Raw genomic sequence first — 24,616 nt, 5'->3', positions numbered from 1 at the left:
AGATTCTTGTCTTCCGGTGACCGCGCGCTGCAAAAGGGTCAAACTGCACCCCGCGCCGGCTCAAGGTATCGGTCGAGTATGCCGGCGGCGCCCTCACCGGGTAATTACGCCCGCGTGGTAACCCAACGGGGGTAGAGTCATGGGTCTTTCCCTTCAGGACATCGCCTGGCACCGCTCGGTCGGGCAGCTGATCGAGGCGTTGGACAAGCCGAACTTCTGGACCCTGCTGGTGCGTCTGCTGGGCCAGTATGTGCCCTTTGACAGCTGGGTCGTGCTGCTTTTCAGCAATGGCAGGCCACAGGTGTTCGCTGAATGCCCGGGCGAGGACGGCGGGCCGGACCCGCTGTTCCAGGACTACCTCAAGGGCCTCTACCTGCTCGACCCTTTCTACATCGCCAGCCGTGAAGCGCCCGGCAGCGGGCTGTTCCGCCTGGACGACGTGGCGCCGGAGATGTTCGAGCAGACCGACTACTACCAGCGCTACTTCAGCCTCAACGTGGTGGCTGACGAAGTGCAGATCAACGTGCAACTCGATGGCGAACGCACGCTGTGTTGCTCGATGGGCAGCAAGGGCCGCTTCAGCCCCGAGCAGATCGCCCTGCTGGGCCTGGTGCAGCCCTGGGTGGCCGGGCTGATGCGCCAGCGCATGACCTTCGAGTGCGAAGTCCAGGAAGCGCCCCCGCCGCCGCGCTGGCAGACCCGTCTGGAAGCCACCGCCCAGCAGGTGGAAACCCCGCTCACCGCCCGCGAGCTGGAAGTGGGCCGGCTGATGCTCAGCGGTTGCTCCAGCAAGGAAATCGCCCGCAAGCTGGCGATCTCCGCCGAAACCGTGAAGGTTCACCGCAAGCACATGTACGCGAAGCTGGGGATCAAGTCGCAGTCGGAGTTGTTTTCGCTGTTTCTGCAGGCGCAGGGGTAAGGCGTGGCAACGCCCCCGTAGGAGCGGACTCTGTCCGCGATTTTTTGGGGATTGGTGTTCTGCGCCGCTTCGGCGCGCGCTGAGAGATTTTGTTTCGCCCCCTCGGGCGACCTACTTTGCCAAACGACGGATGGCCGCCCCACGCAAAGTAGGCAAAAGTCTCTGCCCCATCATCCGGGTCCCGCTTCGCGGGACTGATTCGCTTCGCTCACCCTTCGGCTGTTACTTCGCTGCGCTTCGTTTCCCTCGTTCCATCGAAGTTTCAGGGGCACGCGTCGACGGGCCATCCATGGCCCAACGACGCTCTCGCGGCATCCATGCCGCTCAACCCCTGAAACTCCGATTCCACTCGGCCTCCTGAAGGGGCGGTCGGAGTGTGCGGATAGTTCTCTGGAAGTCCACAAGAGCAAAAGCAAACTGCCGTGCTCCGAGCTGCTTCTGCTCCCGTAGGAGAGGAGCTTCTCCGCGATCACCGCGATAGCGGTGCAATCCCCGACCACCAGCCTTCCGGCCGGATCGCGGACAAGGTCCGCTCCTACGAGAGCCGAGCCCTCACTGTAGGAGCGAGCTTGCTCGCGAACAGAATTTACCGGCACCTCCCCTGCCATGCGTTTCGCGAGCAGGCTCGCTCCTGCAAGAACGGCCAGCCGTCGAGCGGTCGGTGAGCATCGGCGCCATTGCGGGTCCATGCTTGAGGACAGGAGGAATTCCCCATGAGCCTCAGCGTTTTCGACATGTTCAAGCCCGGCGTCGGGCCCTCCAGCTCCCACACCGTGGGGCCGATGCGCGCCATCCGCGAGTTCGTCGACCGCCTGCGGGCGGACGGCCTGCTGGACCGGGTAGCGTCGGTCGAGGTGCATCTCTACGGTTCCCTCAGTGCCACAGGCAAGGGCCACGCCACTGACCGCGCCTGCCTGATCGGCCTGCTCGGCATCGACCCGGCGGAAGCCGACCCGGCCGCGCTGGCGCCACAGGTGGACGACATCCTGTTGCGCCATCGCCTGCGCCTGGGCGGCCTTCAGGAAATCGACTTCGACCCGGCGCAACATCTGGTCTTCCACGACGACAGCCTGCCCGCCCACCCCAACGGTCTGCACCTGCGGGCGCTGGCGGCCAATGGCGAGCTGCTGGCCGAGCGCATCTGCTATTCGGTGGGCGGTGGTTTCGTGGTCGACCAGGCCGACTTCAACACCGACCGCGCCCTGCCCGACAGCCCCATGCCCTACCCCTTCCACAGCGCCGAGGAACTGCTGCGCCTGTGCCACCAACAAGGCTTCACGCGCATCAGCGACCTGATGTGGGCCAATGAGCTCGCCGTGCGCAGCGCGGCGGAAATCCACGCCGGCCTTGCGCATATCTGGGAGGAAATGCAGGCCTGCGTGCGCCGCGGGCTGGAAACCGAAGGCACCCTGCCCGGCGGACTCAAGGTGCGCCGCCGTGCGCCCATGCTCTTCCGCCGGCTGAACGAAGCCGACAGCGGCAATCTGATCGCCAGCACTCTCGGTGCCATGGACTGGGTGGACCTCTGGGCGTTGGCAGTGAACGAGGAGAATGCCGCCGGTGGACGGGTGGTGACCGCCCCCACCAATGGCGCCGCCGGCATCGTCCCGGCGGTGCTGCACTACTACGCCCGCTACGACGGCCAGGCCAACGCGGACGCCATCGAACGCTACCTGCTCACCGCCGCTGCCATCGGCATCCTGTGCAAACTCAACGCCTCGATCTCCGGCGCTGAAGTGGGCTGCCAGGGCGAAGTGGGCTCGGCCTGCGCCATGGCCGCCGGCGGCCTGGCGGAAGTCCTCGGCGGCAGCCTGGAACAGGTGGAGAACGCCGCCGAGATCGGCCTGGAGCACAACCTCGGGCTGACCTGCGACCCGGTGGCCGGGCTGGTGCAGGTGCCCTGTATCGAGCGCAACGCCATGGCCTCGCTCAAGGCCATCAACGCCGCCCAACTGGCGCTGCGTGGCGACGGCCAGCACCTGGTCAGCCTGGACAAGGCCATCGACACCCTGCGCGACACGGGGCGCGACATGATGGACAAGTACAAGGAGACCTCGAAAGGCGGGCTGGCAGTGAATGTGATCGCCTGTTAGTTGGGTAGGGCGCGGTTCGCGAGCAAGCTCGCTCCTACGAAGAGCACGCACCCTGCCCCCATTTATTGCACCGCCCGAGACAACCTTTCTCACCCCCAGAGAAAATCGTTAGCTAGCTTTCTTTTTTCCCGCCTTCGGACTAACGTCGCTCCGCCAACACTAGAAATCTTCCGAAAGTACGCCGCATTGACCTTCGGCCAGGCGCATTCCTGCAACGAATGCCATGCTCTAGCGGTCCTTTCGACTCACCCTTACCGTGTTCAGCCCGACGACTGGAGATTCCATGAACCTGTCGCTCCTAAGCCGTTATGCCTTCTTTGCCGCGTGTGTCCTGTTCACCCTGTTCAGCCTGCCGTTTCTCGGCGATGTCTGGCCGCTGACCCTGCTCACCTTCGCCCTGAGCCTCCTTGGGGTACTCGACCTCACTCAGGAGCGCCACGCCGTGCGGCGCAACTACCCGATCCTGGGCAACATCCGCTACCTGGTGGAAGGCATCCGCCCGGAAATCCGCCAGTACCTGCTCGAAGGCGACAACGACGCCCTGCCCTTCTCCCGCGCCCAGCGTGCGCTGGTGTACTCGCGGGCGAAGAACGAGAGCGCCGACAAACCCTTCGGCACCCTGATCGACGTCTACCAGTCGGGCTTCGAATTCATCGCCCACTCCATCCGCCCGCTGCCGGTGTCCGACCCCCGCACCTTCCGCGTCGACGTCGGCGGGCCGGAGTGCAAGCAGCCCTACTCCATCTCGGTGTTCAACATCTCGGCGATGAGCTTCGGCTCCCTCAGCGCCAACGCCATCCGCGCGCTGAACAAGGGCGCGAAGATGGGCAACTTCATCCACGACACCGGCGAAGGCAGCATCAGCCCCTACCACCGCGAATACGGCGGCGACCTGACCTGGGAACTGGGCAGCGGCTACTTCGGCTGCCGCACCCCGGACGGCCATTTCGACCCGGAGCGCTTCGCCAGGCAGGCGGTCGACCCGCAGGTGAAGATGATCGAAATCAAGCTAAGCCAGGGCGCCAAGCCCGGCCACGGTGGCATCCTGCCCAAGCACAAGGTGACCCCGGAAATCGCCTCCACCCGTGGCGTGCCCATGGGCCAGGACTGCATTTCGCCCTCCTCCCACAGCGCCTTCAGCACACCCAAGGAACTGCTCGACTTCATCGTCAAACTGCGTGAGCTCTCCGGCGGAAAACCGGTGGGCTTCAAGCTGTGCATCGGCCATCCATGGGAGTTCATGGGCATCGCCAAGGCCATGCACGAGACCGGCATCCTCCCCGACTTCATCGTGGTCGACGGCAAGGAAGGCGGCACCGGCGCGGCACCGCTGGAGTTCACCGACCACATGGGCCTGCCGATGCGCGAAGGCCTGCTGTTCGTGCACAACACCCTGGTCGGCCTGGGCCTGCGCGACAAGATCCGCATCGGCGCCAGCGGCAAGATCGTCAGCGCCTTCGACATCGCCAGTGTACTGGCCATGGGCGCCGACTGGGCCAACTCGGCGCGCGGCTTCATGTTCGCCATCGGCTGCATCCAGTCGCAGAGCTGCCACACCAACAAGTGCCCGACTGGCGTGGCCACCCAAGACCCGCTGCGCCAGCGCGCCCTGGTGGTGCCGGACAAGGCCGAGCGAGTGCTCAACTTCCACCACAACACCCTCAAGGGCCTGGCCGAAATGATCGCCGCCGCCGGCCTGCAGCATCCCTCGCAGCTGGAAGCCAAGCACCTGGTGCGCCGCGTCTCGGCCACCGAGATCCGCCTGTTCTCGCACCTGCACTACTTCCTGAAACCCGGCGAACTGCTCTCGGGCAATATCGAGGGCGAGTTCTACGAGCGCATCTGGCGCATGGCGCGCAGCGACAGCTTCGAAGCGGCCGCCGGCTGACGCCACCCTGAAAAAAGCCCCGGCAACCTGTACCGGTTGCCGGGGCCCGTCCCGCTTCAGATGGTGCGCGAAAAGCGCTCCTGCTGCCCACCGCCCAGGTAGGCATCGAAGGCCATCGCCACGCTGCGCATCATCAGTTGCCCCTGGGGCAGCAGCACCAGCGCATCGTCATGCAACGCCACCAGCCCGTCGCCGACCTGCTCCTGCAACTGGCGCAGCGAATCGCCGAAGTACTCCTTGAATCGAATGCCGTGACGCGCCTCCAGCGGTGCGTAATCCACGCGACCATGGCACATCAGCGCACCGATCACCTCGCGACGCAGGCGGTCGTCGTCGGTCAGCCGGTAGCCCTTGTGCACCGGCAGCAGGCCCTCGTTGATGCGCGCGTAGTACTGGGACAGCTCCTTCACGTTCTGCCCGTAGGTATCGCCGACCTTGCTGATCGAGGACACGCCCAGCGCGATCAGGTCGCAATCGGCGTGGGTCGAGTAGCCCTGGAAGTTGCGTTGCAGCGTGCCATTGGCGCGGGCCACGGTCAGTTCGTCGTCGGGCAGCGCGAAGTGGTCCATGCCGATGTAGGCGTAGCCCGCCTCCGTCAGCCGGCGGATGGTCAGTTCCAGCAGTTCCAGCTTGCGCTCGGGCGGCGGCATGTCCTCGCGGCGGATCAGCCGTTGCGCGCGTACCCGCTCGGGCAGGTGGGCGTAGCTGTAGGCGGCGATGCGGTCGGGGCGCAGGGCAATGATCTTGGCCAGTGTGGTGTCGAAGCTCTCCACCGTCTGCAACGGCAGGCCGTAGATCAGGTCCACCGAAACCGACTTGAAGTTCGCCTCGCGGGCGGCCTGGACGAGGTCGAAGACCTGCTGCTCGCTCTGCACGCGGTTGACCGCGGCCTGGACCTTTTCGTCGAAGTCCTGCACGCCGAAGCTCAGGCGGTTGAAGCCCTGGGCGCGCAGTTCGGCGATGCGTTCGCGGCTGATGGTGCGCGGGTCGACTTCAATGGAGAACTCGTGGGCATCGCTTTCGTCCAGGTTGAAGTGCTCGCGCAGGCTGTCCATCAGCTCGCCCAGTTGCTCGCTGGTCAGGTAGGTCGGCGTGCCGCCGCCCAGGTGCAACTGGGTCAGCTTGCGCGACGTATCGAACAGTGCCGCCTGCAGGGCGATCTCGCGCTTGAGGTAATCGAGGTATTCGACGGCGCGGTGGGTCTTCCGGGTGATGATCTTGTTGCAGGCGCAGTAGTAGCAGAGGCTCTGGCAGAACGGGATGTGGATGTACACCGAGAGCGGCTTGGACGGCGCCTCGTTGCTGCGCCGGGCGGCGGCGCGATAGTCGTCGGCGGCGAAGGCGCCATGGAACTGCGGCGCGGTGGGATAGGACGTATAGCGCGGGCCGGGGCGGTCGTACTTTTCCACCAGCGCGCGGTTGAAACTCATCGATTCGGGCATGACACGGCTCCTCTGGCGCTGGCAGTCTGTCGCTGCGAGTCGCCCGACGCACGATACACCGGTCACGCTACGCCGCTCCTGTGCAGGATCAAGAACCTCCCAGACGGCAGCCCGATCGGCGGCTGCACGAATCTTCCAGACAGGGCATTTGGGCGCGCTATGCTGGCCAACCGGGCAAGCGAGGCGAGAATGGCCCATGCACAAGGACAACTGGATCGACCTGCTGCAGGATGCCGACACCGGCATCCAGAGCCTGCGCGCGCACTTCAAGGGCCACGCCTACGACCCGCACTGGCACGAAAGCTACCTGATCGGCTTCACCGAGTCCGGCGTGCAGCAGTTCCGCAGCCGCAACCAGCGCCATATCAGCACCACCGGCAAGGTGTTCTTCCTCGAACCCGGCGACATCCATGACGGCGATGCGCCCACCGAGGGTGGCTTCACCTACCGCACCCTGTATCTCGACGCGCCCTGGCTGGAGCGGGAGATCGCCACGCTGTTCGAAGAAGCGCCGGGCAATTGCCAGTTGGCCGTACCCGAGCTGCTGATCGACGACCCGCAGCTCGCGCGGCGCATCGACAACGCCTTCCAGGCGGTGCACAGCCATGATTTGAAGATCGTCCGGCAGAGCGCCATCGACGACCTGCTCGACGGCATGACCCGCCACCTGCACTGGCGCCAGCGCGGCACCACACAGGCGCACCTGCCGCTGGTGGCGCAGCGCGCGCGGGACTTCCTGCACGCCAACCTGACCACCGACATCGGCCTCGACGACCTGGCCCGCGCCAGCGGCTGCGACCGCTTCCGCCTGACCCGCGCCTTCAAGCAGGCCTTCGGCCTGCCGCCGCATGCCTACCTGATCCAGCTGCGTCTCGCCCGCGCACGCCAGTTGCTCGGGCGCGGCATAGCACCGGCGGAAGTCGCCGCCGATCTCGGCTTCGCCGACCAGAGCCACCTGGGCCGCTGGTTCCGCCGTGCCTACGGAGTGACGCCGGCCTACTACCGCAAGCGCTGCTCAAAGCTTCCAGACTGAGCCCAGCCCCCTGGCGAAGATGAGGCTCCCACCGACTCAGCGGAGCCCTCGCCATGACCCTCGCGCAGATCAGCCAATGGCTGCCCTTCCTGCTTTTCGCCTTCGTCTCCTCCATCACCCCCGGCCCGACCAATCTGCTGGTGTTCAGCAACAGCGCGCGCTTCGGCTGGGGCGCGGCGCTGCCGATCATCCTCGGCGGTTGCGGTGCCGCCGCTGCACTGGTGCTGGCGGTGGGCAGCGGCCTGGGCGAGGCGCTGGGGCGGCTGCCCGGCGTGCAGCAGGCCATGAGCGCGGTCGGGGTGCTCTGGCTGAGCTGGCTGGCCTGGCAGATCTTCCGCAGCCCGCCGGTCCGCCTGGAACAGGGCGCCGATGCCGCGCGGCTGGGCCTGGTCGGCGCCGCCGCGTTGCAACTGGTCAATCCCAAGACCTGGATGATGGCGCTGGCGGTGGTCAGCGTGTACGCCGGCCACGGCACCGATCGCCTGGATCGCGTGCAATTGCTGTCGCTGCTGTTCTTCCTCGTGTCGCTGCCCTGCATGACGGTCTGGGCCAGCCTCGGCATCGGCAGCCAGCGCCTGCTCACGCCCCGGCAGATGCAGCGGCTGAACCAGCTGATGGCGATCCTGCTGCTGGTCTCGGCCTGGGCCGGCGCGCTGCTCTGAGCGGCTCAGAGGATGCCGTTGAGCTTCAGCGCCTCGCGCAGGTGCTCGATGAAGGCGTGGATCTTGCGCGTGGCCCGGCGGTTGCTCGGGTACACCGCGAGAATCTGTGCGCCGAAGGTGTCCGGCTCGAAGTAGAACTCATCCAGCACCGTGACCAGCCGCCCGGAGCGCAGGTGCTCCAGTACGCTCCAGCGCGGGCACGGCAGCAGGCCGTGGCCTGTCAGGCAAGCCGCCAGCAGCACCGCCTGGTTGTCGCTGCTCAGGCGTCCGTGGCGCGGCGTCGAATAGCGCTCCTCGCCCAGGTCGAACCACCAGCGCTCTTCCAGCGCCGGATGGCGGTAGATCAGGCAGTCGTGCTCGATCACCTCGCGCGGGTGCCGCGGCGTGCCGCGCTGCGCCAGGTAGGCGGGACTCGCGCAGACCACCAGGCGGCTGCCGGCCAGGGGCTGGGCGATCAGCCCCGGCAGGTCGCTGTTGCCCATGCGCAGCGCCAGGTCGTAGCGGCCGTCGAGCAGGTCGAGGTAGCTGTCGGAGAGGTCCACCTGCAGGCGCACATCCGGATGCAGGGCGAGGAAGTCCGCGCAGGCCTGGTCGAGGAAGGCCGGGCCGAACACCAGCGGCGCGGTGATACGCAGCACACCGCGCAGGCTGTGATGCAACTGGGCGATCTCCTCGGTGGTCTCGCGCATGCGTTCCAGCACTTCGCGGGCGCCGTCCAGGTAGAGCTGGCCGGCTTCGGTCAGCGACATGCTGCGCGTGGTGCGCTCGAACAGCCGCGCGCCCAGCTCGCTTTCGAGCAGGCCGATGGTCTTGGTCACCGCCGACGGGGTCTTGCCCAGGCGCTCGGCGGCGCGGCTGAAACTACCGGTTTCGGCACTGGCGACGAACATCTCGAGGCTGCTGAACTTGTCCATATTCGTTCCAAACATTCACAAGTGTTATGAGCGATGACGCCTTTCGAGCCGTCGGCCGCCTCGATAGCCTCTTGCGCAGACCAATAAAAATCAACCGGCACACAAGGTAACCTCATGCACACGTGGCTCAAAGGCGCACTGGCAGTAGCGATCGCGCTCAGTACTTTGGAAGCACAGGCACAGAACGCAGACCTGATCCTGCTCAACGGCAAGGTCTTCACCGCCGAACCCGGCCAGGCGCTGCAGCAGGCCGTCGCGGTAGCAGACGGCAAGGTGCTGAAAGTGGGCTCCAACGATGAAATCCGCGCCCTGGGCGATGCCGGGAGCAAGGTCGTCGACCTGGGCGGCAAGGTTCTGATGCCGGGCTTCGTCGACAGCCACTCGCACTCCGTCTTCGGCGGCCTGGAGCTGATCTCCGCCAGCCTGGTGGACGAGCAGATGGACCTCGACGCCTTCATGAAGCGCCTGGAGCAGGACCGCGACAGCGGCAAGGCGCGGGTCGGCGACATCGTGGTGATGAACGGCATGCACTCCAGCTACTGGTCCCAGGCCGACGGCCTGGCCAAGCGCCTGAACCACGGCGAGTGGGCCAAGGTGCCGGTGGTGCTGGCCGGCAGCGACCACCACACCGCCTGGGCCAACGCCGCGATGCTCAAGCGCGCCGGCCTCGACGCCAAGCGCCTGCGCGGCCTGAGCAAGCTGGAACAGCAGAACATCGCCCACGACAAGAACTTCAACCCCACCGGTTTCGTCGTCGACTCTGGCTTCGACCTGGTCGCCGCCGCCATGCCGGCCGCCGACGCCAAGACCATGGACCGCGCGGGCCTGGCCGCGGTGAAGTACAACAACAGCTTCGGCATCACCGCCTGGATGGACCCGGCCGCCAACGGCAGCCCGGGCGAGGCGGTGTTCAATATCAAGCCCACCGAGAAGAGCGTTGGCGTACTGCCGGTGTACCGCAACCTGTCTCGCAACGGCCAGCTCACTGCCCACGTCGCCGCGCTGCAGGTGGTCAATCCGAAGAGCAGCCCGGCCGATCTGGACGTGATCGAAAAGGTCCGCGAGCAATTCCAGGGCGTGCCCAACCTGACGCTGCCGGGCATCAAGGTGTTCGCCGATGGCGTGATCGAATTCCCGGCACAGTCCGCCGCACTGCTGGAGGACTACAAGAACAGCCACAAGCCCGGCGAGCTGCTGATCGATCCGAAGCATTTCGGCGAGCTGGTCAGCGCCGCCGATGCCCGTGGCTGGCTGGTGCACATCCACGCCATCGGCGACCGCGCGGTGCGCGAATCGCTCAACGGCATCGAGCAGGCGCGCAAGGACCGCCAGAGCGGCATCGCCCACTCGATCACCCACCTGCAACTGGTCACCCCGCAGGACTACCCGCGCTTCAAGCAACTGGGCGTGATCGCCTCGATGCAACTGGACTGGGCCGCCGCCGAACCCTACACCGTCGACCTGGTGAAGCCTTACATCGCCGATGACGCCTACCGCGGCATGTATCCGGCCAAGTCCCTGCTGGACAACGGCGCCGAAATCGCCGGCGCCAGCGACTGGCCGGTGTCCACCCCGGACCCGATGAAGGCCATCTACCAGGCCGTCACCCGCAAGGGCGAGCTGGGCGTGCTCATCCCCGAGCAGCGCGTCGACCGCGAAACCATGTTCTACGCCTATACCCGCAATGCCGCGCAGACCATCGGTCTGGACAAGCAGATCGGCACCCTCGCCCCCGGCAAGCAGGCCGACATGGTCGTGCTCGACCGTGACGTGTTCACCGTGCCCGACGAGCAACTGGCCGAAGCCCGCGTGCTGCACACCCTGTTCGAAGGTCGCGAAGTCTACCGCGCCGACGACGCTCCGGCTCTCTGACCGAGTCGGGCTCCTGCGCTGGGGCCTGAACACCCCCGGCGCCCTGCCCGCCAGCCCAGCCTTCTCTTCAAGTCCCTCGGCGACGTCGAGAGCGCTGGTGCTGCGCGGGCCTTTTCGCACTGCCCTACACACAATCACAAAAAAAGGGACATCCGCATGAACCGCCCGCAATGGCTCATCGGTGCGCTGCTCACCTGCGCGCCGCTCACCTCCACCCTGGCCGTGGAACTCAACCAGGACTTCCTCCTGCAGATCGACGCCGCCCTGGTCAGCGACTATCGCACCCGCGGCCTCTCGCAGACCCAGGGCGACCCGGCCGCCCAGTTCGGCCTCACCCTGCAGCACATCAGCGGCCTGTACGTGGGTGCCTGGACCTCCAACGTCGATTACGGCTACGGCTACGACACCCGCCAGGAAGTGGACTACTACGCAGGCTACTACTGGCAGGCCAACGACGACGTCGCCCTGGACCTGGGTTACATCAAGTACACCTATCCCAAGTCGAGCGAGTTCAACCAGAGCGACGTGTACGCCATCCTCCACGCCTATGGCTTCGAGGCGGGGGTCTACTACGGCAACGACTACCCCAACTACTTCGGCGACAGAAACAGCAACCTCTACAGCTACCTGGCCTACAACGCCGAGCTGCCGGCCGAGTTCAAGCTGCGCACGCGCTTCGGCCACAACGACGCCAAGGACCCGCTCTACCTCTCCGGCAGCGGCGACACCCGCGACGGCTACAACGAGTGGGAAGTCAAGCTGAGCCATGAACTGGTGGGGCTGGACTGGTCGCTGAGCTACATCGACACCGACCTTTCGCAGAACGAGTGCTTCAACAACCAGGGTTACAAGGACGTCTGCACCGCCACCGTGGTGGCTGGTGTCTCGAAGACCTTCTAACGCAGGGCGTTCGAGCGGGGCGGCCGCGCGCCCCGTTCGCCCTGCAGGGCGATCAGGCACAGCGCCAGGGCGGCGATATTGGTGGTGACAGGGTTGAAGGCGCCGAGCAGCAGCTCCGGCACGAACAGCGCCACGTCCAGCAGCAGCGCCACCAGCGCCATGCTGGCAATCCACAAGGGCCAGCGGCTGCGACGCAGCAGGAGGATGGCGAGCCCCAGGACCACCTCCGCGGCGCCGGCGGCCTGGGCGATGCGCAGGGTCGAGAGCGGCCAGTCGTGGGCCTCGATCATGCGCACCTCATCGGGACTGAGGAACAACAGCTTGGGCACCAGACCGTGGTAGAGGAACACCACGCCCAGCGCCAGACGCGCTAAGGCGGCGCTAGCCATTACCCAGGAAACGACCGCGGAATTCCGGCGAAGGCACCAGGCAGCGGTCTTCGCGGCCGAACAGGCGGTAGCGGTTGAGGGCGATACGGTCGTAGAGCGCGTCGCGCCACTCCATGGGCACCAGCCACAGCACGCGCAGCCAGTTCCACGGCGCCGGCAGCTGGCCGATCACGCGCAGGAAGGCTTCGCTGCGGTCGTAGCCGCAGTGACCGTCGATGTACAGCATGGTGTCGAAATAGTCGGTCGGCAGCCCGAACCAGTCGAGGATTGCCTGGCCCTCCGCCGACTGCACGCTGCACAGCTTCACGCGCTGCTGCCGGTCATGACGCAGGAGGAAGCGGCTCCAGCCATTGCACAGGCGGCATGCGCCGTCGAACAGCACAACCTTGTCACCGGGAAGCATGTTGGGGGGCAGCGGCATGGCGTCGTCTCCGGAAGCCTGGTCCGCACACTCTGCCCGCCGTATGTGACAACTACGGGTTCTCATCGCTCACCCATTGGCCAATGAATACAACCGGTACTCCACCCAGCCCGGCCCCAGCCGTCCCTCGCCCACCGCAAGCAGATGGTTCAGCCAGCGGTACCGCTCGTCCCCGACCTCGAAGCGCGGCTGGATCATGAAGTAGGTGTCACCGTACTCGGAGCTCTCACCCCGGGATACCGCCGTGATGGTCTTCGGATTGGCCACCAGCAGCCCGTTATGCTGCATCAGTATCCGCGCGCCGTCGTCGGTACGCAGCACCAGGCGCACCTCCAGGTGCCAGCCGCCGTCGTTGTCCACCAGAATCCAGTCGCCCCCACCGGGCAGGACTTCGCCGTTCAAGCGCTGCCCCTGGAAGGTTCCGCCGCCGGCCGCCGAGATCAGGCGTTGCCCGTGGGGCACCCGGCCAATTTCCAGCGGCACGCTCGCCTTCACGTGCATGTTCATCAGCGGCTCGAGTTTCATCCACAGCTCCTGCAAGGCGTGCTCATAACCCCTTGAGTAAAGCAGCCGCATCCCTCACCGGCCATGTTCCCCAAGCGCCCCTCTTCAGCCAAACCGATAACGCAGCAGCCGCCCCATGCGCCGCAAGGGCGGGATCGCCAGGGTAATCCGGTACAGCAGGCGCACGCCCAGGGACATCCGGGCGATCTGCGTCTCGTCGTAGGGCTCGACCGTATCGACGAAGCGCAGGCCGGGCACCTGCGCCTCCAGCTCGGCGGAATCATCGATCCCCCAGCGCAGGATCGCGCCGGTCTTGCGGATCATCGGGTGGTACTGCATCCAGCGGATGCCTTGCCGGGTGTAGCCGTCGAAGATCAGCTCGCCGCTGCCACAATGCGCGATCAGGGCGCGCAGCAGCCAGGGCACCGCCTCGCTTTCCACGTAGGGCAGCACACCTTCGGCGACGATCAGCACCGGCCGCCCCACCGGTACTACACGCCACCAATCCGGCGTGGTCAGCGCGCTGGCCACCAGGTGACAGTTCTCCCGCGCCGGATACAGGCGCTCGCGCAGGGCGATCACTTCGGGGAAGTCCACCTCGAACCACTGCACGGTGGACGGCGGATCGATACGCCAGACCCGGCTGTCGAGCCCGCAGCCCAGCTGCAGCACCACCGCCTGCGGGTGGCGCGCGAGGAAGTCGCGCACCCAGTCGTCGAACAGCTTGGCCCGCAACGCCACGCCGATCCACCCGGAGCGGCCGAGGTGCAGGCGGGCGAAATCATAGTCGAGCCGATCCAGCACCCGCCGGGAGAAATGGTCGTGCAGCAGGCTGTCGGGCAGCTCGCTCTCCTTCGCCTTGGCGTAGAAGGTGATCAGCAGGGTTTCCGGCGTACCGCGCAGACCGATGCGCTCCACGGTCACTCGTGCAGGTAGTAGAGCTTGTTGATGATCGACCACTGCGAACCGATGCGCAGCAACGACAGGTAATCGGTGAAATGCATGCCGAGAAAATCATCCGTCACCTTCGCCACCGCACTGTCGCCGGTGATGTCCAGCGACTTCAGCTCCCATACCGGCGGTGCGCCGGATGACGGCGGCGATTCGGCCTTGATCGCGCCGATGAAGTCATCCAGCGAAGCCCATTCCAGCTCGCCGTGGTAGTTACCGATGATCTTGCAGGACGGATGGAACGCCTGGCGCAACCTCGCCTCGTCGGCAAAGGTCATGCCCTCCACGTAATCCGTGAGAACCCGGTTGATGGCGGCACTTTCCGCCGTGTAGTTGCTCATTTGTGCAGCCCTCCCTGCCGGTGCGTCCGGTATCGGGGAAGGCTAGCACCCTGCCCCGGCCACGCCGTTTGCGGCGACGACCGGGGCCGACCCTTGGGTAGGACTCAGACCACCGCCAGATGCCGCTTGCGGGTTGGCGGCGGGAATGCGGCGTCGAGCAGTTCGAAGTCTTCGGTACTCAGACGCAGTTGCAGCGCGGCGGCGTTGTCGCGCACGTGCAGCGACTCCACTGCCTTGGGAATCGCGATCACCCCCGGTTGATGGATCAGCCAGGCCAGCGCCACGCGGGCCGGAGTGGCGTCATGCCGCGCGGCGATCTCCGCCAGGGCGCGGTGGCGCAGCAAGCTGCCGCCCTGCCCCACTGGGCAGTAGGCCATCAGCGGCATGCGCTGCTCCTGGCACCAGGGCAGCAGGTCCCATTCGATGCCGCGCTCTTCCAGGCTGTACTGCACCTGGTTGGTGGCGCAGGCCGGCTCGTTCAGTTCCTGCATGTCGTCCAGGTCGAAGTTGGACACGCCCCAGCGGCGGATCTTGCCGGCCTCGCGCAGGCGCTCGAAGGCCTCGACGGTTTCCTCCAGCGGATACTGGCCGCGCCAGTGCAGCAGGTAGAGGTCCAGGCAGTCGGTGCGCAGGCGCTTGAGACTGCGCTCGCAGGCTTCGGGAATACCACGCCGGCTGGCGTTGTGCGGATAGACCTTGCTGACCAGGAAGACCTGCTCGCGCAGCCCGGCGATGGCCTCGCCGACCACCTCTTCCGAGCCGCCTTCGCCGTACATTTCGGCGGTGTCGATGAGGGTCAGGCCGCGCTCGATGCCTTCGCGCAGCGCCGCCACTTCGCGCGAGCGCTCGGAACGGTTCTCGCCCAGGCGCCAGGTGCCCTGGCCGATGGCGGGAACGGCGGTGCCGTCGGCGAATACCACTGTGTTCATCACGTGCTCCTTGTCGTTGGGTTGGGGATCACGGGGCCGACCGCCCGTCGGGGCAGCGGGCTGGACAGGGTAGCGCAGCCGACAGGATTTCGCGTGGGGTCTCAGTGCCAGGGGTCGTAGGTGCCGAAGCTCCAGATATGCCCCTCCAGGTCGCGGCAGGTGAAGCCCTGGCCGCCGTAGTCCTCGTCCTTGATGTCGATGACGATCTGCGCGCCACCGTCCACCGCCGCTCGGTACAGCACCTCGGCGTCCCTCACCACGACGTAGATGCTCTGGGTGCAGCCGCCGGCCTCGTCGGGCTGGCGCATCAGCCGGCCGTATTCGTTGTCGTGCAGCGAACCGAGCATCAGCAGTCCGCTGCCATCACCGAGCACCAATTGCGCATGGGCGATGCCACCGTGGTCATCGGCCACCACCAACTGGCGCTGGAAGCCGAAGGTGGCGCACAGCCAATCGATGGCGCGGGGCGCATCGCGGTAGCGCAGGCACGGGATGACGCTGGGACGGACGGCGGGAACGGGCGTGGACATGGCGATCTCCGGCGGGGAACGGGCGCAATGTTTCCAGCATAGCCGCCGGCCTTTCCACGCTCAGCGCTGTGCGGCGACCAGCAACAGCATCGGCCGCTCACGCTCCTCCGCCAGCGCCGGCTGGGCTTGCACCTGTTCGGCGCTCGGCCCCCAATCCTCGACGTGCCGTAGTCTCAGTCCGGCGCCGATCACCGCGTTGAGAACGCTGCCGAGGGTGCGGTGGTGCTTGAGCACGCCCTTGGCCAGCCAGTCGGTGTGGCGCTCGCCTTCGTCCTGGTAGTGGTCCACAGGCCAGTAGCGGCGACCGTCGGCGTCGACGATCCAGCCGGGTTTGAGCGAGGCCATGTAGATCGGATGCTCGATGGAGAACACCAGGTTGCCGCCGGGGCGCAGTGCGTCGTGCACGTTGCGGAAGAAATGCGGCAGGTCCGCAAGGTAATGCAGGGTCAGCGAGCTGTAGGCCAGATCGAAGGCCGCGGTGGGCAATTCGAGCTGGTCGAGGTCAGCGTGGAAGTAGCTCACCTGTGGCGCGTCGGTCGTCTCCCGCGCCCGCTCGAGCATCTTCTGCGACACATCCAGGCCGCTCACCGTGCGCGCGCCCTGTTGCGCCGCGTAGCGACAGAACCACCCGTAACCGCAGCCAAGGTCGACCACGTCCAGTCCCGCCAGCGGCGGCAGCAGCGAGCGCAGCGTCGGCCATTCCGGCGCGCCATCCAGGCCATGCTGCGAGCGCGGCAACTGGGCGTAGCCGGCGAAGAATTCAGGGTTGTCGTAAATGTTCTGCGCCATGGGTCGGACCCTCCTTCTGAGCTACCGATTGTCGGCATCGAGGACCGCTCCGACAACCGGTTGCGGTCAATGCAGGGGCGATCGAAGCGCAATTTCCTGCAAGACCGATTGCCGCCACGGCCGTACTGTCGGAGCACTGATTCCAAGGAGCACAGCATGACCCAGCGCCAACCGATCAACCTGCGGGACAAGCTCTCGCGCCTCCACGAAACCTGGCAGCCCCGGGTGATCGCGGAAATGAACGACTACCAGTTCAAGGTGGTGAAGCTGCACGGCGATTTCGTCTGGCACAGCCACGCCGATACCGATGAGACCTTCATCGTGCTGGACGGCGAGCTGCGCATCGATTTCCGCGACGGTCCGCTCACCCTGCGCGCCGGCGAGCTGTACGTGGTGCCCCGTGGCGTAGAGCACAAGCCATACGCCGAGCATGAGGTACAGGTGATGCTGATCGAACCGCGCGGAGTGCTGAACACCGGCGACGCCGGCGGCGAGCGCACGGCGCAGAACGATCGCTGGATCTGACCGTCGATCGACTGCCCTGCGCATCGCCGATCAGCGGCCATGGCCGGCGCCGGCCCGGCTGCTATGCCTGTGAGGAGGAAACCGCTCCCAGCCAGAGGCTGTAACGCCTGGGATACACGGGCGCGACCCTGGCAGCGGTGCCGATTCGGGTCCGCGAATCTTGCCTGCCCGGACCCGGGCCTGAGGTGCGACATGCTCTATCTGGTGCACTGGACCATTCCCATGGAAAACCGCGACAAGGTCATCCAGCGGTTCCTGCAGACCGGCGGCCAGCCGCCGGCCAACGTCAAGCTGGTCGGGCGCTGGCACGCCATGGGCCACATGATGGGTTTTGGCCTGGCCGAAGCCGAGAATCCCCTCGACGTGCAGCGCTGGATGCTGCAATGGACCGACCTGATGAACCTGCAGGTGCATCCCGCCATGACCGACGCCGAATACGCACCCTTGCTGGTGCAGCAGATGGAAGCGGCGAGCTCGGTCAGTCCCTGACGGCAACCTCGGCCTGCTTGGCGCCGAAGCGCTTGCGGTAGTCGCTGGGCGACATCCCGGTGATCTTGCGGAAGGTGCTGCGGAACGAGCCCGGGTCGAGATAGCCGACCGTAAAGGCGATGTGATCCACCGTGCCGTTGGTGAACTCCAGCATCTCCCGCGCCTTGCCCACCCGCAGGTGCTGGCAGTATTCGGTGGGTTTGAGCCCCGTGGCCGCCCGGAAGCGGCGGAGGAAGGTACGCTCCTCCAGCCCGGCCCGGGCGGCCATCGCGGGCAGGCTCACGTCTACCGCGCCGTTGCCCTGCAGCCAGTGCTGGACCTTGAGGATCGCCGCGTCGCCATGCCCCAGCAGCGGTGCGAAGTTGCTGCCGCACTGCTGCGCGCTGTCGCTGTGCTCCACCACCAGGAAGCGCGCGGTGCGCGAGGCGATGCTGGGCCCGAGCAGGCGGTCGACCACGCGCAGCCCCACTTCCGACCAGGCCATCAGGCCAGCGGAGGTGATCAGGTCACCATCGTCGACGATCGGCTTGTGCGCCTCCAGTCGCACCTTGGGGAAGCGCCGGGCGAACGCCTCGGCCCCGCTCCAGTGGGCGGTGGCGGAGCGCCCGTCGAGCAGGCCGGCCTCGGCCACCAGCAAACCGCCGATGCACACCGAGCCGACAATGGCGCCGTCCGCGTGGCGCGCGGCCAGCCATTGGGTGAGATGGCGCACCGGCGTGGCGTCCGGCAGGCCAAACAGCGACGGCGGTACCAGCACGGCGACCAGGGGGCTGTCCGCGTCAGACGGCAGGTCCGGATGGGTATCGAAGATGCGCCTGGGCGCGGCGCCTTCCTCGCCGGACCAGTGGCTGACCCGCAGCGCCGGTAACTGGTCGCCGGCCTCTTCGCTGGAGATGCGCTCGGCCACCGCGAACAGGTCGGTCAGCCCGTGCAGCGCCGCCGCCTGCACACCGGGATAGATCAGCAGGCCGATCTCGACGACGCGCCTTTGCCCAACCATTGTCACTTTACCCCCTGTTATTGTCGTTCCGACTGATCCCGCACCGGCGCGCAATGGCCAATACTGGCTCCACTTCCCACTCACCGAGGATTCGGAAATGGCAAAGCAAGCGCTCATCCTAGTGGATATCCAGAACGACTACTTCCCCGCCGGCAAATGGCCGCTGGTCGGCATCGAGCCCGCCGCCAACCAGGCCGCCAAGGTGCTCGCCGCCTTCCGGGAGCGCGGTAACCTGGTGGTGCATGTCCGCCACGAATTCGCAAGCGATGACGCCCCCTTCTTCGCCCCCGGCAGCGAAGGCGCGCAGATTCACCCGAAGGTCGCCAATCTGCCCGGGGAAGCCGTCGTGCTCAAGCACTTCGTCAACTCGTTCCGCGGCACCGACCTCAAGGCGATCCTCGACCAGCACGGCATCGAGTCCGTCGTCGTGGTCGGTCACATGAGCCACATGTGCGTGGACGGCGCGGTGCGGGCCGCCGCCGACTTCGGCTACGAGGTGACCGTGCTGCACGACGCCTGCGCCACCCTCGACCTGGAATTCAATGGCGTGAAGGTGCCGGCGGCCCAGGTCCATGCGGCCTACATGGCAGCCTTCGCCTTCGCCTATGCGCAGGTGATCTCCACCGCCGAGTACCTCGATCGCTGATCCTCGCGCCACGCTGCAGGGGCCTCTTCGGAGGCCCTTCGTCGTTCAGAAAAGCGCCGCAGCAGCGCCAGCGAATCAACGCAGCGAGACGTGAGAAGTTACCTAACGCCCTGCCGGCTTTCCGCTATCATCGAGGCTCAATCGCCTGCCGATAAGGACATCCCATGAGCGTTTCGTCGATCGTCACCCTGGCTATCATCGCCGGCGTGGTCTTCCTGCTGATCAGCGTGTTCAACCGCCTGGTGGCGCTGCGCAACCGCTATCAGAACGCCTTTGCCCAGATCGAAGTGCAGCTCAAGCGCCGCTACGACCTGATCCCCAACCTGGTGGAAACCGCCAAGGCCTATCTCAAGCATGAGCGCGAGACCCTGGAGGCAGTGATCGCCGCCCGCAACGCCGCGGTCGCAGGTCTGAAGGCCGCCTCTGAACAGCCCGGCGACTCCGGCCGCATGGCGCAACTGGCCGCCGCCGAGAACGCCCTGGGCGGCGCCATGGGCCGCCTCAACGTGACCCTGGAAGCCTACCCGGACCTCAAGGCCTCGCAGAACCTGCAACAGGTCAGCGAGGAGCTTTCCAGCACCGAGAACAAGGTCGCCTTCGCCCGCCAGGCCTACAACGACTCGGTGATGGCGTACAACACCTACCGCCAGTCCTTCCCCGCCAACGTCCTGGCCACCACCTACGGCCACAGCAAGGACGCCAGCCTGCTGGAGTTCGAGGACAGCAAGGAAATCCAGGCTGCGCCGAAAGTCGCCTTCTGATCTGAAGCGCGATGAACTTCTTCGAACACCAGGATCGCGCCCGGCGGCAGACCGGGCGCCTGGTCCTGCTGCTGGCCGTCGCGGTGGTCTGCCTGGTCACCATCACCAGCTTTGCCCTGGGCTGGCTCTGGCGGCATTTGGGTGAGCCGGCGCTGCACCTGACCTCGCGCGCCTCCCTGCCCGACCCCGAGCTGTACCTGGCGGTGGCCGCCGTGATCATCGGCGTGGTCGTCCTCGGGGCGCTGTACAAGCAGGTGCAGTTGAGTGCCGGCGGCAAGGTGGTGGCCGAGAGCCTGGGCGGCCGATTGCTCAACCTCAGCGCCAGCAATGCCGACGAGCGCCGGCTGCTCAACGTCGTCGAGGAAATGGCCCTGGCTTCCGGCTCGCCGGTACCGCCGGTCTACGTACTGGAAGACGCCTCGATCAACGCCTTCGCCGCCGGCCTGAGTCCGCGCGACGCGGTGATCGGGATCACCCGCGGTGCCATCGAGCAGCTCGAACGCAATGAACTGCAGGGCGTGATCGCCCACGAATTCAGCCATATCCACCACGGCGACATGCTGCTCAACACGCGCCTTACCGCGCTGTTGCACGGCATCCTCCTGCTAGGCCTGATCGGCGGCATGCTGCTGCGTGGCTGGAACGAGACCAGCACCGGCATCCGCGTCGGTAGCCGCAGTAGCAGCAACGACAAGGACGGTGGTGGCAGCGCGGTGCTGCTGGTCATCGGCTGCGGCGTGGTGCTCTACGTACTGGGCTACGTCGGCACCTTCTTCGGCCAGTTGATCAAGGCCTCGGTCAGCCGTCAGCGCGAGTTCCTGGCCGATGCCTCGGCGGTGCAGTTCACCCGCGATCCCTCCACCATCGCTGGCGCGCTCAAGAAGATCGGCAGCAATCCCTTTGGCGCACTGCTCAGCGCCCCGCGCGCCGCGGAGTTCAGCCATATGTACTTCGGCGACGGCGTCGGCAGCAGCTGGTTCGACACCCACCCGCCGCTGAAGGAGCGCATCCGCCGCGTCGAGCCGGGCTGGGACGGGATCTACCCGAAATTCGAGCCGCGCCTGGACGTGGCACTGATGAACAAGGACGCCTGGACCGCCGCCGTCACCGGCCAGGCCTATCAGCCCAGCGCCGTCGACGTGGCGGTCGCCGCCGTCGGCGCCCCTACGGTCGCTCATCTGCAGGAAGCCCGAGGCACCCTGCAGCGCCTGGACGAACGCCTGCAACGCGCCGCCCATGACACCGAAGGCGCCCAGGCGCTGATCTACGGCCTGCTGCTGGACAGCGAGCCCGGCCTGCGCGCCCGCCAGCTGGAGCAGCTCAAGACGCGCCTGGACCTGAGCCTGGCGCTGCAGCTCGACCTGCTGGAAGAGTCGCTGCTGCACCTCGACCCCGGCCAGCGCCTGCCGCTGCTGGACCTGGCCATGCCGGCGCTGAAGCAGCTCGACACCCAGGGCTTTACCGGCCTGCGCGAAAACATGGCCCTGCTGATCAAGTTCGACGGCAAGGTGAAGTTGCTGGAATGGACCCTGCTGCGGATCGTCGAACGCAACCTGCGCCCCGGCAGCGCGAAGATCGGCAACGTGGCGCTGGCGGAACTGGAGGAGCCGGCCGCCGTGCTGCTGGCCTTCCTCGCCCGCGCCGGCGAAACCGGCGATGCGCAGACCGAGCAGGCCTTCACCGATGCCTGGAGCGGATTGCCCTTCGCGCCCCGCCCATTGCCGGCTGGAGGCCAGCTGCGGGAGCTGGAAGCCGCGCTGAAGAAACTGGAACAGTTGCGCCCGCTGCAGAAGCCGCAACTGCTCAAGGCCATGGCCCGTTGCGTCGAGCAGGATGGTCACATCAACGTCAGCGAGGCGGAGCTGATGCGCGCGGTGGCGGATATCCTCGATTGCCCGATGCCGCCGTTGTTGACGGTATAAACGAAGGAATATCCGCGTGCGTAGGGCGTACAACCGTTCGCGGTTGTACGCCGATACACCGTGCATTCAGTCGGCTCGGTGGTCAGGTTCGGAGCGCTCTGAAACGGCGACTCCGAGTTGAATCCGAGTGTCCTGAAGCCAAGGTCAAACGGCGTATAACGTTGAACGTTATACGCCCTACGAATCCTGATCCTTTGGTAGTCGGCGCGCAAAAGAAAAGGGCCTCCGAAGAGGCCCTTTTCATTCACTCAACCGTCACTCACGCACGGCTGGCGGCACCGCCCTGCTCGGTCTTGGGAGCAAGGTTCAGCGCGTAGTACAGCACCGTCAGCAGCACCAGGAAGGCCGGGCCGATGTACAGCGCGATGCGGGTGTCCTCGAAGAAGGCCATCAGCACCACCACCAGCACCAGGAAGGCCATGGCGAGGTAGGAGCTGACCGGGTACAGCCACATCTTGAACTGCAGCTTGCCAGCTTCGGCGGCGGAGAGGCCGCGGCGGAACTTCAGCTGGGCCAGCAGGATCATCGCCCAGGTCCAGATCGCACCGAAGGTGGCGATGGAGGTCACCCAGGTGAATACCTTTTCCGGCACCAGGTAGTTCAGCAGCACGCCCAGCAGCAGCGCAGCGATGGACAGCAGCAGCGCGTTACGCGGTACGCCGCCCTTGGAGGTCTTGGCGAACACGGCCGGGGCCTGGCCATGCTGGGCGAGGCTGTAGAGCATGCGGCCGGTGCTGAAGATGCCGCCGTTGCAGGACGACAGCGCGGCGGTGATCACCACGAAGTTGATGATGCCGGCGGCGGTCTTGATGCCCATGCGCTCGAAGGTCATCACGAAGGGGCTGCCCTGGGTGCCGATCTCGTTCCACGGGTAGATCGACATGATCACGAACAGCGCGCCCACGTAGAACAGCAGGATGCGCCAGAACACCGAATTGATCGCACCGGGGATGGTCTTCTGCGGATTCTTCGCTTCACCGGCGGTCAGGCCGATCATCTCCACGCCCAGGTAGGCGAACATCACCATCTGCAAGGACATCAGCACGCCGGTGATGCCGTGGGGCATGAAGCCGCCATTGCTCCAGAGATTCGAGATGCCGGTGGCGATGCCGTCGTTGCCCAGGCCGAACATGATCATGCCGCCGCCGACCAGGATCATGGCGACGATGGTGACGATCTTGATCAGGGCGAACCAGAACTCGAACTCACCGAAGGCACGCACCGCCACCAGGTTGATGGTGCCCATGCTCGCCAGCGCGGCCAGCGCCCAGATCCAGCGCGGCACGTCAGGGAACCAGATGCCCATGTAGATGGCCACCGCGGTGATTTCCGCGACACAGGTCACCAGCCAGAGGAACCAGTAGTTCCAGCCGGTCAGGTAGCCGGCCAGTGGGCCGAGGTAGTCCTGGGCGTAACGGGCGAAGGAGCCGGCCACGGGGTTGTGCACGGCCATCTCGCCGAGGGCGCGCATGATCACGAGGATGGCGAGACCGCCGATGATGTAGGAGAGCATGATGGCCGGGCCGGCCATCTGGATGGCCTTGGCGGAGCCGAGGAACAGGCCGACGCCGATGCAGGCGCCCAGGGCCATGAGACGGATGTGCCGCTCATTGAGATCCCGCTGGAGATCGTGGGACGACATGGTGATGCAACCTCATTTTGTTCTTGGGGAATATCAGCTGCGGACTCGAAGTACAGTCGGGATGCGGAAACGCCGGAAAAAAGCTTCGCCACCGCGCCGTTCGGCACAGGGGGCGGAAGATTCTGGTGATTCCAGGACGGCACACCGCAAGAGGCTGCCCGCTCTTGTGGAGTGGACGTGGGCATTGCGGGAGTGGACCACGGCTGAGGTCGCTGCCGAATTTACACAAGTCCGCCGGAGACGTCTGCCCCAAAAGGGTGCCTTTTGACCAAAGGCGTAGGGACGATTCGTCGCGCCAGGTGCAACCCGGCGCTACTCAGCCGGCCAGCGGTTGCAAGTCCAGCAGCAACGAGCAAGGCTTGCCGCTCTCGGGATGGCGCGGCTCGCGCAGCTGCCGCACGCGCCAGCCACTGGTGGCGAGCAGCGCCAGCCAGGACTCCAGGGTGCGGTAGTACCAGGGCATCGGCGCGCTGAAGGCCTCGCCGAAGGCGGCGAAGGTCTCCAGCCGCCAGCCATCGGCGTAGGGCTCGTCGCCGCAGGCGGACCAGGGATGCACGGTTTGGATCAGCAGGCGGCCGGCGGGTTCGAGGCGCTCGCGCAGGGCCAGGAGGAGCGGCGCGATGGATTCGTCGAGCAGGGCGAAGTTGCAGACCAGCGTATCGAAGCGCCCCAGGGATTCCCCCTCGGTGATCAGTCCGGCGTAGTCCATCACCTCGAAGCGGCCGCCACCCGCCTGGCGCGCGGCCTCGATCAGCGGCGCGGAAGCATCCACCCCCACACACTCGCTGCCCCGCTCCGCCAGGGCCCGGCACAGCCAGCCTTCGCCGCAGCCGATGTCCAGCACGCGGCGCGCGGGCCCGGCGGCGACAGCGTCGAGGATCGCCGCGTCGGTCACCAGGCGCCGGCTCTCGATGCGCTGCTCGCGCACCGCGCGGGTCCAGGCATCGGCGTTGGCCTGCCAACTGTGGCGAATGCGGGCGCTCTGGTCGGTCATGGAATCCTCCTATTGAGCATCCGGTGATGCCATGCCTTACGAATCTCGACTGCGAACCGC

25 protein-coding genes are annotated in these 24,616 nt (G+C 66.3%); 12 read left to right on the top strand and 13 right to left on the bottom strand.

Translation table 11 applies throughout. The features are described from left to right. Nucleotides 1–139 precede the first annotated feature (139 nt). From O6P39_RS06550 to O6P39_RS06540, 3 genes are all read left to right on the top strand, one after another. Nucleotides 140–919: a helix-turn-helix transcriptional regulator gene (locus O6P39_RS06550; RefSeq protein WP_275610588.1), complete on the top strand. Its 780-nt coding sequence runs from the start codon at nt 140–142 to the stop codon at nt 917–919. A 713-nt stretch (nt 920–1,632) separates the two neighbouring features. Next, a complete protein-coding gene (locus tag O6P39_RS06545; RefSeq protein WP_275610587.1) occupies nt 1,633–3,012 on the top strand; it encodes an L-serine ammonia-lyase in 1,380 nt (459 codons plus the stop codon). Between the two features lie 283 nt (nt 3,013–3,295). Further along, on the top strand, nt 3,296–4,900 hold the full coding sequence (locus O6P39_RS06540) for an FMN-binding glutamate synthase family protein (protein WP_275610586.1): 1,605 nt from the start codon (nt 3,296–3,298) through the stop codon (nt 4,898–4,900). A 56-nt stretch (nt 4,901–4,956) separates the two neighbouring features. On the opposite strand, the gene hemN is transcribed toward O6P39_RS06540, so the two are convergent. Next, a complete protein-coding gene (gene hemN / locus O6P39_RS06535) occupies nt 4,957–6,342 on the bottom strand; it encodes an oxygen-independent coproporphyrinogen III oxidase (protein WP_275610585.1) in 1,386 nt (461 codons plus the stop codon). A gap of 196 nt (nt 6,343–6,538) precedes the next feature. On the opposite strand from hemN, the gene O6P39_RS06530 reads away from it, so the two are divergent. Further along, nucleotides 6,539–7,375, top strand: a complete 837-nt coding sequence (locus O6P39_RS06530) for an AraC family transcriptional regulator (RefSeq protein WP_275610584.1) — start codon at nt 6,539–6,541, stop codon at nt 7,373–7,375. Nucleotides 7,376–7,428: 53 nt separating this feature from the next. Continuing rightward, nucleotides 7,429–8,037 (top strand): LysE family translocator, encoded by a 609-nt coding sequence (locus tag O6P39_RS06525; protein WP_275610583.1) that lies wholly within the window; start codon nt 7,429–7,431, stop codon nt 8,035–8,037. 5 nt (nt 8,038–8,042) lie between these two features. Here the strand turns inward: O6P39_RS06525 and O6P39_RS06520 are convergent, their stop codons facing one another. Beyond that, a complete protein-coding gene (locus O6P39_RS06520; RefSeq protein ID WP_275610582.1) occupies nt 8,043–8,951 on the bottom strand; it encodes a LysR substrate-binding domain-containing protein in 909 nt (302 codons plus the stop codon). A 114-nt stretch (nt 8,952–9,065) separates the two neighbouring features. Here O6P39_RS06520 and O6P39_RS06515 point away from each other — a divergent pair, with 114 nt between their 5' ends. After that, nucleotides 9,066–10,823 carry an amidohydrolase gene (locus tag O6P39_RS06515; protein WP_275610581.1) on the top strand — a complete coding sequence of 586 codons (1,758 nt, stop codon included), beginning with the start codon at nt 9,066–9,068 and terminating at the stop codon, nt 10,821–10,823. Between the two features lie 156 nt (nt 10,824–10,979). Beyond that, the gene (locus tag O6P39_RS06510; RefSeq protein ID WP_275610580.1) at nt 10,980–11,723 is read left to right on the top strand and encodes a TorF family putative porin; all 744 of its coding nucleotides are present in this window, start codon (nt 10,980–10,982) and stop codon (nt 11,721–11,723) included. Here the strand turns inward: O6P39_RS06510 and O6P39_RS06505 are convergent. From O6P39_RS06505 to O6P39_RS06470, 8 genes are all read right to left on the bottom strand, one after another. Further along, entirely contained in the window at nt 11,720–12,112 is a 393-nt protein-coding gene (locus O6P39_RS06505; RefSeq protein ID WP_275610579.1) for a DoxX-like family protein, read from the bottom strand. The genes O6P39_RS06510 and O6P39_RS06505 overlap by 4 nt on opposite strands. Continuing rightward, nucleotides 12,105–12,533 (bottom strand): thiol-disulfide oxidoreductase DCC family protein, encoded by a 429-nt coding sequence (locus O6P39_RS06500; RefSeq protein ID WP_275610578.1) that lies wholly within the window; start codon nt 12,531–12,533, stop codon nt 12,105–12,107. Before O6P39_RS06500 ends, O6P39_RS06505 begins: the two co-directional genes overlap by 8 nt. Before the next feature lie 69 nt (nt 12,534–12,602). Next, a complete protein-coding gene (locus tag O6P39_RS06495; protein WP_275610577.1) occupies nt 12,603–13,058 on the bottom strand; it encodes a DUF3237 domain-containing protein in 456 nt (151 codons plus the stop codon). 84 nt (nt 13,059–13,142) lie between these two features. Further along, entirely contained in the window at nt 13,143–13,955 is an 813-nt protein-coding gene (locus tag O6P39_RS06490) for a class I SAM-dependent methyltransferase (RefSeq protein WP_275610576.1), read from the bottom strand. A gap of 2 nt (nt 13,956–13,957) precedes the next feature. Beyond that, nucleotides 13,958–14,329 carry a nuclear transport factor 2 family protein gene (locus tag O6P39_RS06485; protein ID WP_275610575.1) on the bottom strand — a complete coding sequence of 124 codons (372 nt, stop codon included), beginning with the start codon at nt 14,327–14,329 and terminating at the stop codon, nt 13,958–13,960. Nucleotides 14,330–14,433: 104 nt separating this feature from the next. Continuing rightward, nucleotides 14,434–15,258, bottom strand: coding sequence for an aldo/keto reductase (locus O6P39_RS06480; RefSeq protein ID WP_275610574.1), 825 nt, complete (start codon nt 15,256–15,258; stop codon nt 14,434–14,436). Between the two features lie 101 nt (nt 15,259–15,359). Then, complete coding sequence (locus O6P39_RS06475; RefSeq protein ID WP_275610573.1) at nt 15,360–15,788, bottom strand: VOC family protein; 429 nt, start codon at nt 15,786–15,788, stop codon at nt 15,360–15,362. A gap of 60 nt (nt 15,789–15,848) precedes the next feature. Beyond that, nucleotides 15,849–16,577 carry a class I SAM-dependent methyltransferase gene (locus O6P39_RS06470; protein ID WP_275610572.1) on the bottom strand — a complete coding sequence of 243 codons (729 nt, stop codon included), beginning with the start codon at nt 16,575–16,577 and terminating at the stop codon, nt 15,849–15,851. A gap of 156 nt (nt 16,578–16,733) precedes the next feature. Here O6P39_RS06470 and O6P39_RS06465 point away from each other — a divergent pair, with 156 nt between their 5' ends. Together O6P39_RS06465 and O6P39_RS06460 are read left to right on the top strand one after the other, a co-directional pair. After that, on the top strand, nt 16,734–17,102 hold the full coding sequence (locus tag O6P39_RS06465; protein ID WP_275610571.1) for a cupin domain-containing protein: 369 nt from the start codon (nt 16,734–16,736) through the stop codon (nt 17,100–17,102). A gap of 192 nt (nt 17,103–17,294) precedes the next feature. Beyond that, the gene (locus tag O6P39_RS06460) at nt 17,295–17,591 is read left to right on the top strand and encodes a DUF3303 family protein (RefSeq protein WP_275610570.1); all 297 of its coding nucleotides are present in this window, start codon (nt 17,295–17,297) and stop codon (nt 17,589–17,591) included. Here O6P39_RS06460 and O6P39_RS06455 read toward each other — a convergent pair. Then, the gene (locus O6P39_RS06455; protein WP_275610569.1) at nt 17,581–18,591 is read right to left on the bottom strand and encodes a GlxA family transcriptional regulator; all 1,011 of its coding nucleotides are present in this window, start codon (nt 18,589–18,591) and stop codon (nt 17,581–17,583) included. The genes O6P39_RS06460 and O6P39_RS06455 overlap by 11 nt on opposite strands. A gap of 97 nt (nt 18,592–18,688) precedes the next feature. On the opposite strand from O6P39_RS06455, the gene O6P39_RS06450 reads away from it, so the two are divergent. The 3 genes from O6P39_RS06450 to O6P39_RS06440 all read left to right on the top strand — a co-directional run bounded on the left by O6P39_RS06450 (nt 18,689) and on the right by O6P39_RS06440 (nt 21,920). Continuing rightward, nucleotides 18,689–19,237, top strand: a complete 549-nt coding sequence (locus tag O6P39_RS06450; RefSeq protein WP_275610568.1) for a cysteine hydrolase family protein — start codon at nt 18,689–18,691, stop codon at nt 19,235–19,237. Nucleotides 19,238–19,401: 164 nt separating this feature from the next. Further along, nucleotides 19,402–19,998, top strand: coding sequence for a LemA family protein (locus O6P39_RS06445; protein WP_275610567.1), 597 nt, complete (start codon nt 19,402–19,404; stop codon nt 19,996–19,998). Between the two features lie 11 nt (nt 19,999–20,009). Beyond that, nucleotides 20,010–21,920, top strand: a complete 1,911-nt coding sequence (locus tag O6P39_RS06440) for a M48 family metallopeptidase (RefSeq protein ID WP_275610566.1) — start codon at nt 20,010–20,012, stop codon at nt 21,918–21,920. Nucleotides 21,921–22,179: 259 nt separating this feature from the next. Here the strand turns inward: O6P39_RS06440 and O6P39_RS06435 are convergent, their stop codons facing one another. After that, a complete protein-coding gene (locus tag O6P39_RS06435) occupies nt 22,180–23,562 on the bottom strand; it encodes an amino acid permease (protein WP_275610565.1) in 1,383 nt (460 codons plus the stop codon). 316 nt (nt 23,563–23,878) lie between these two features. Beyond that, a complete protein-coding gene (locus tag O6P39_RS06430; protein WP_275610564.1) occupies nt 23,879–24,556 on the bottom strand; it encodes a class I SAM-dependent methyltransferase in 678 nt (225 codons plus the stop codon). Nucleotides 24,557–24,616 lie beyond the last annotated feature (60 nt).

The sequence above is a fragment of the Pseudomonas sp. PSE14 genome, from assembly GCF_029203285.1.
Lineage (GTDB): Bacteria > Pseudomonadota > Gammaproteobacteria > Pseudomonadales > Pseudomonadaceae > Pseudomonas.
The sequence above is the reverse complement of the archived record's forward strand: the minus strand, read 5'-3'. Positions and strand labels throughout refer to the sequence as shown.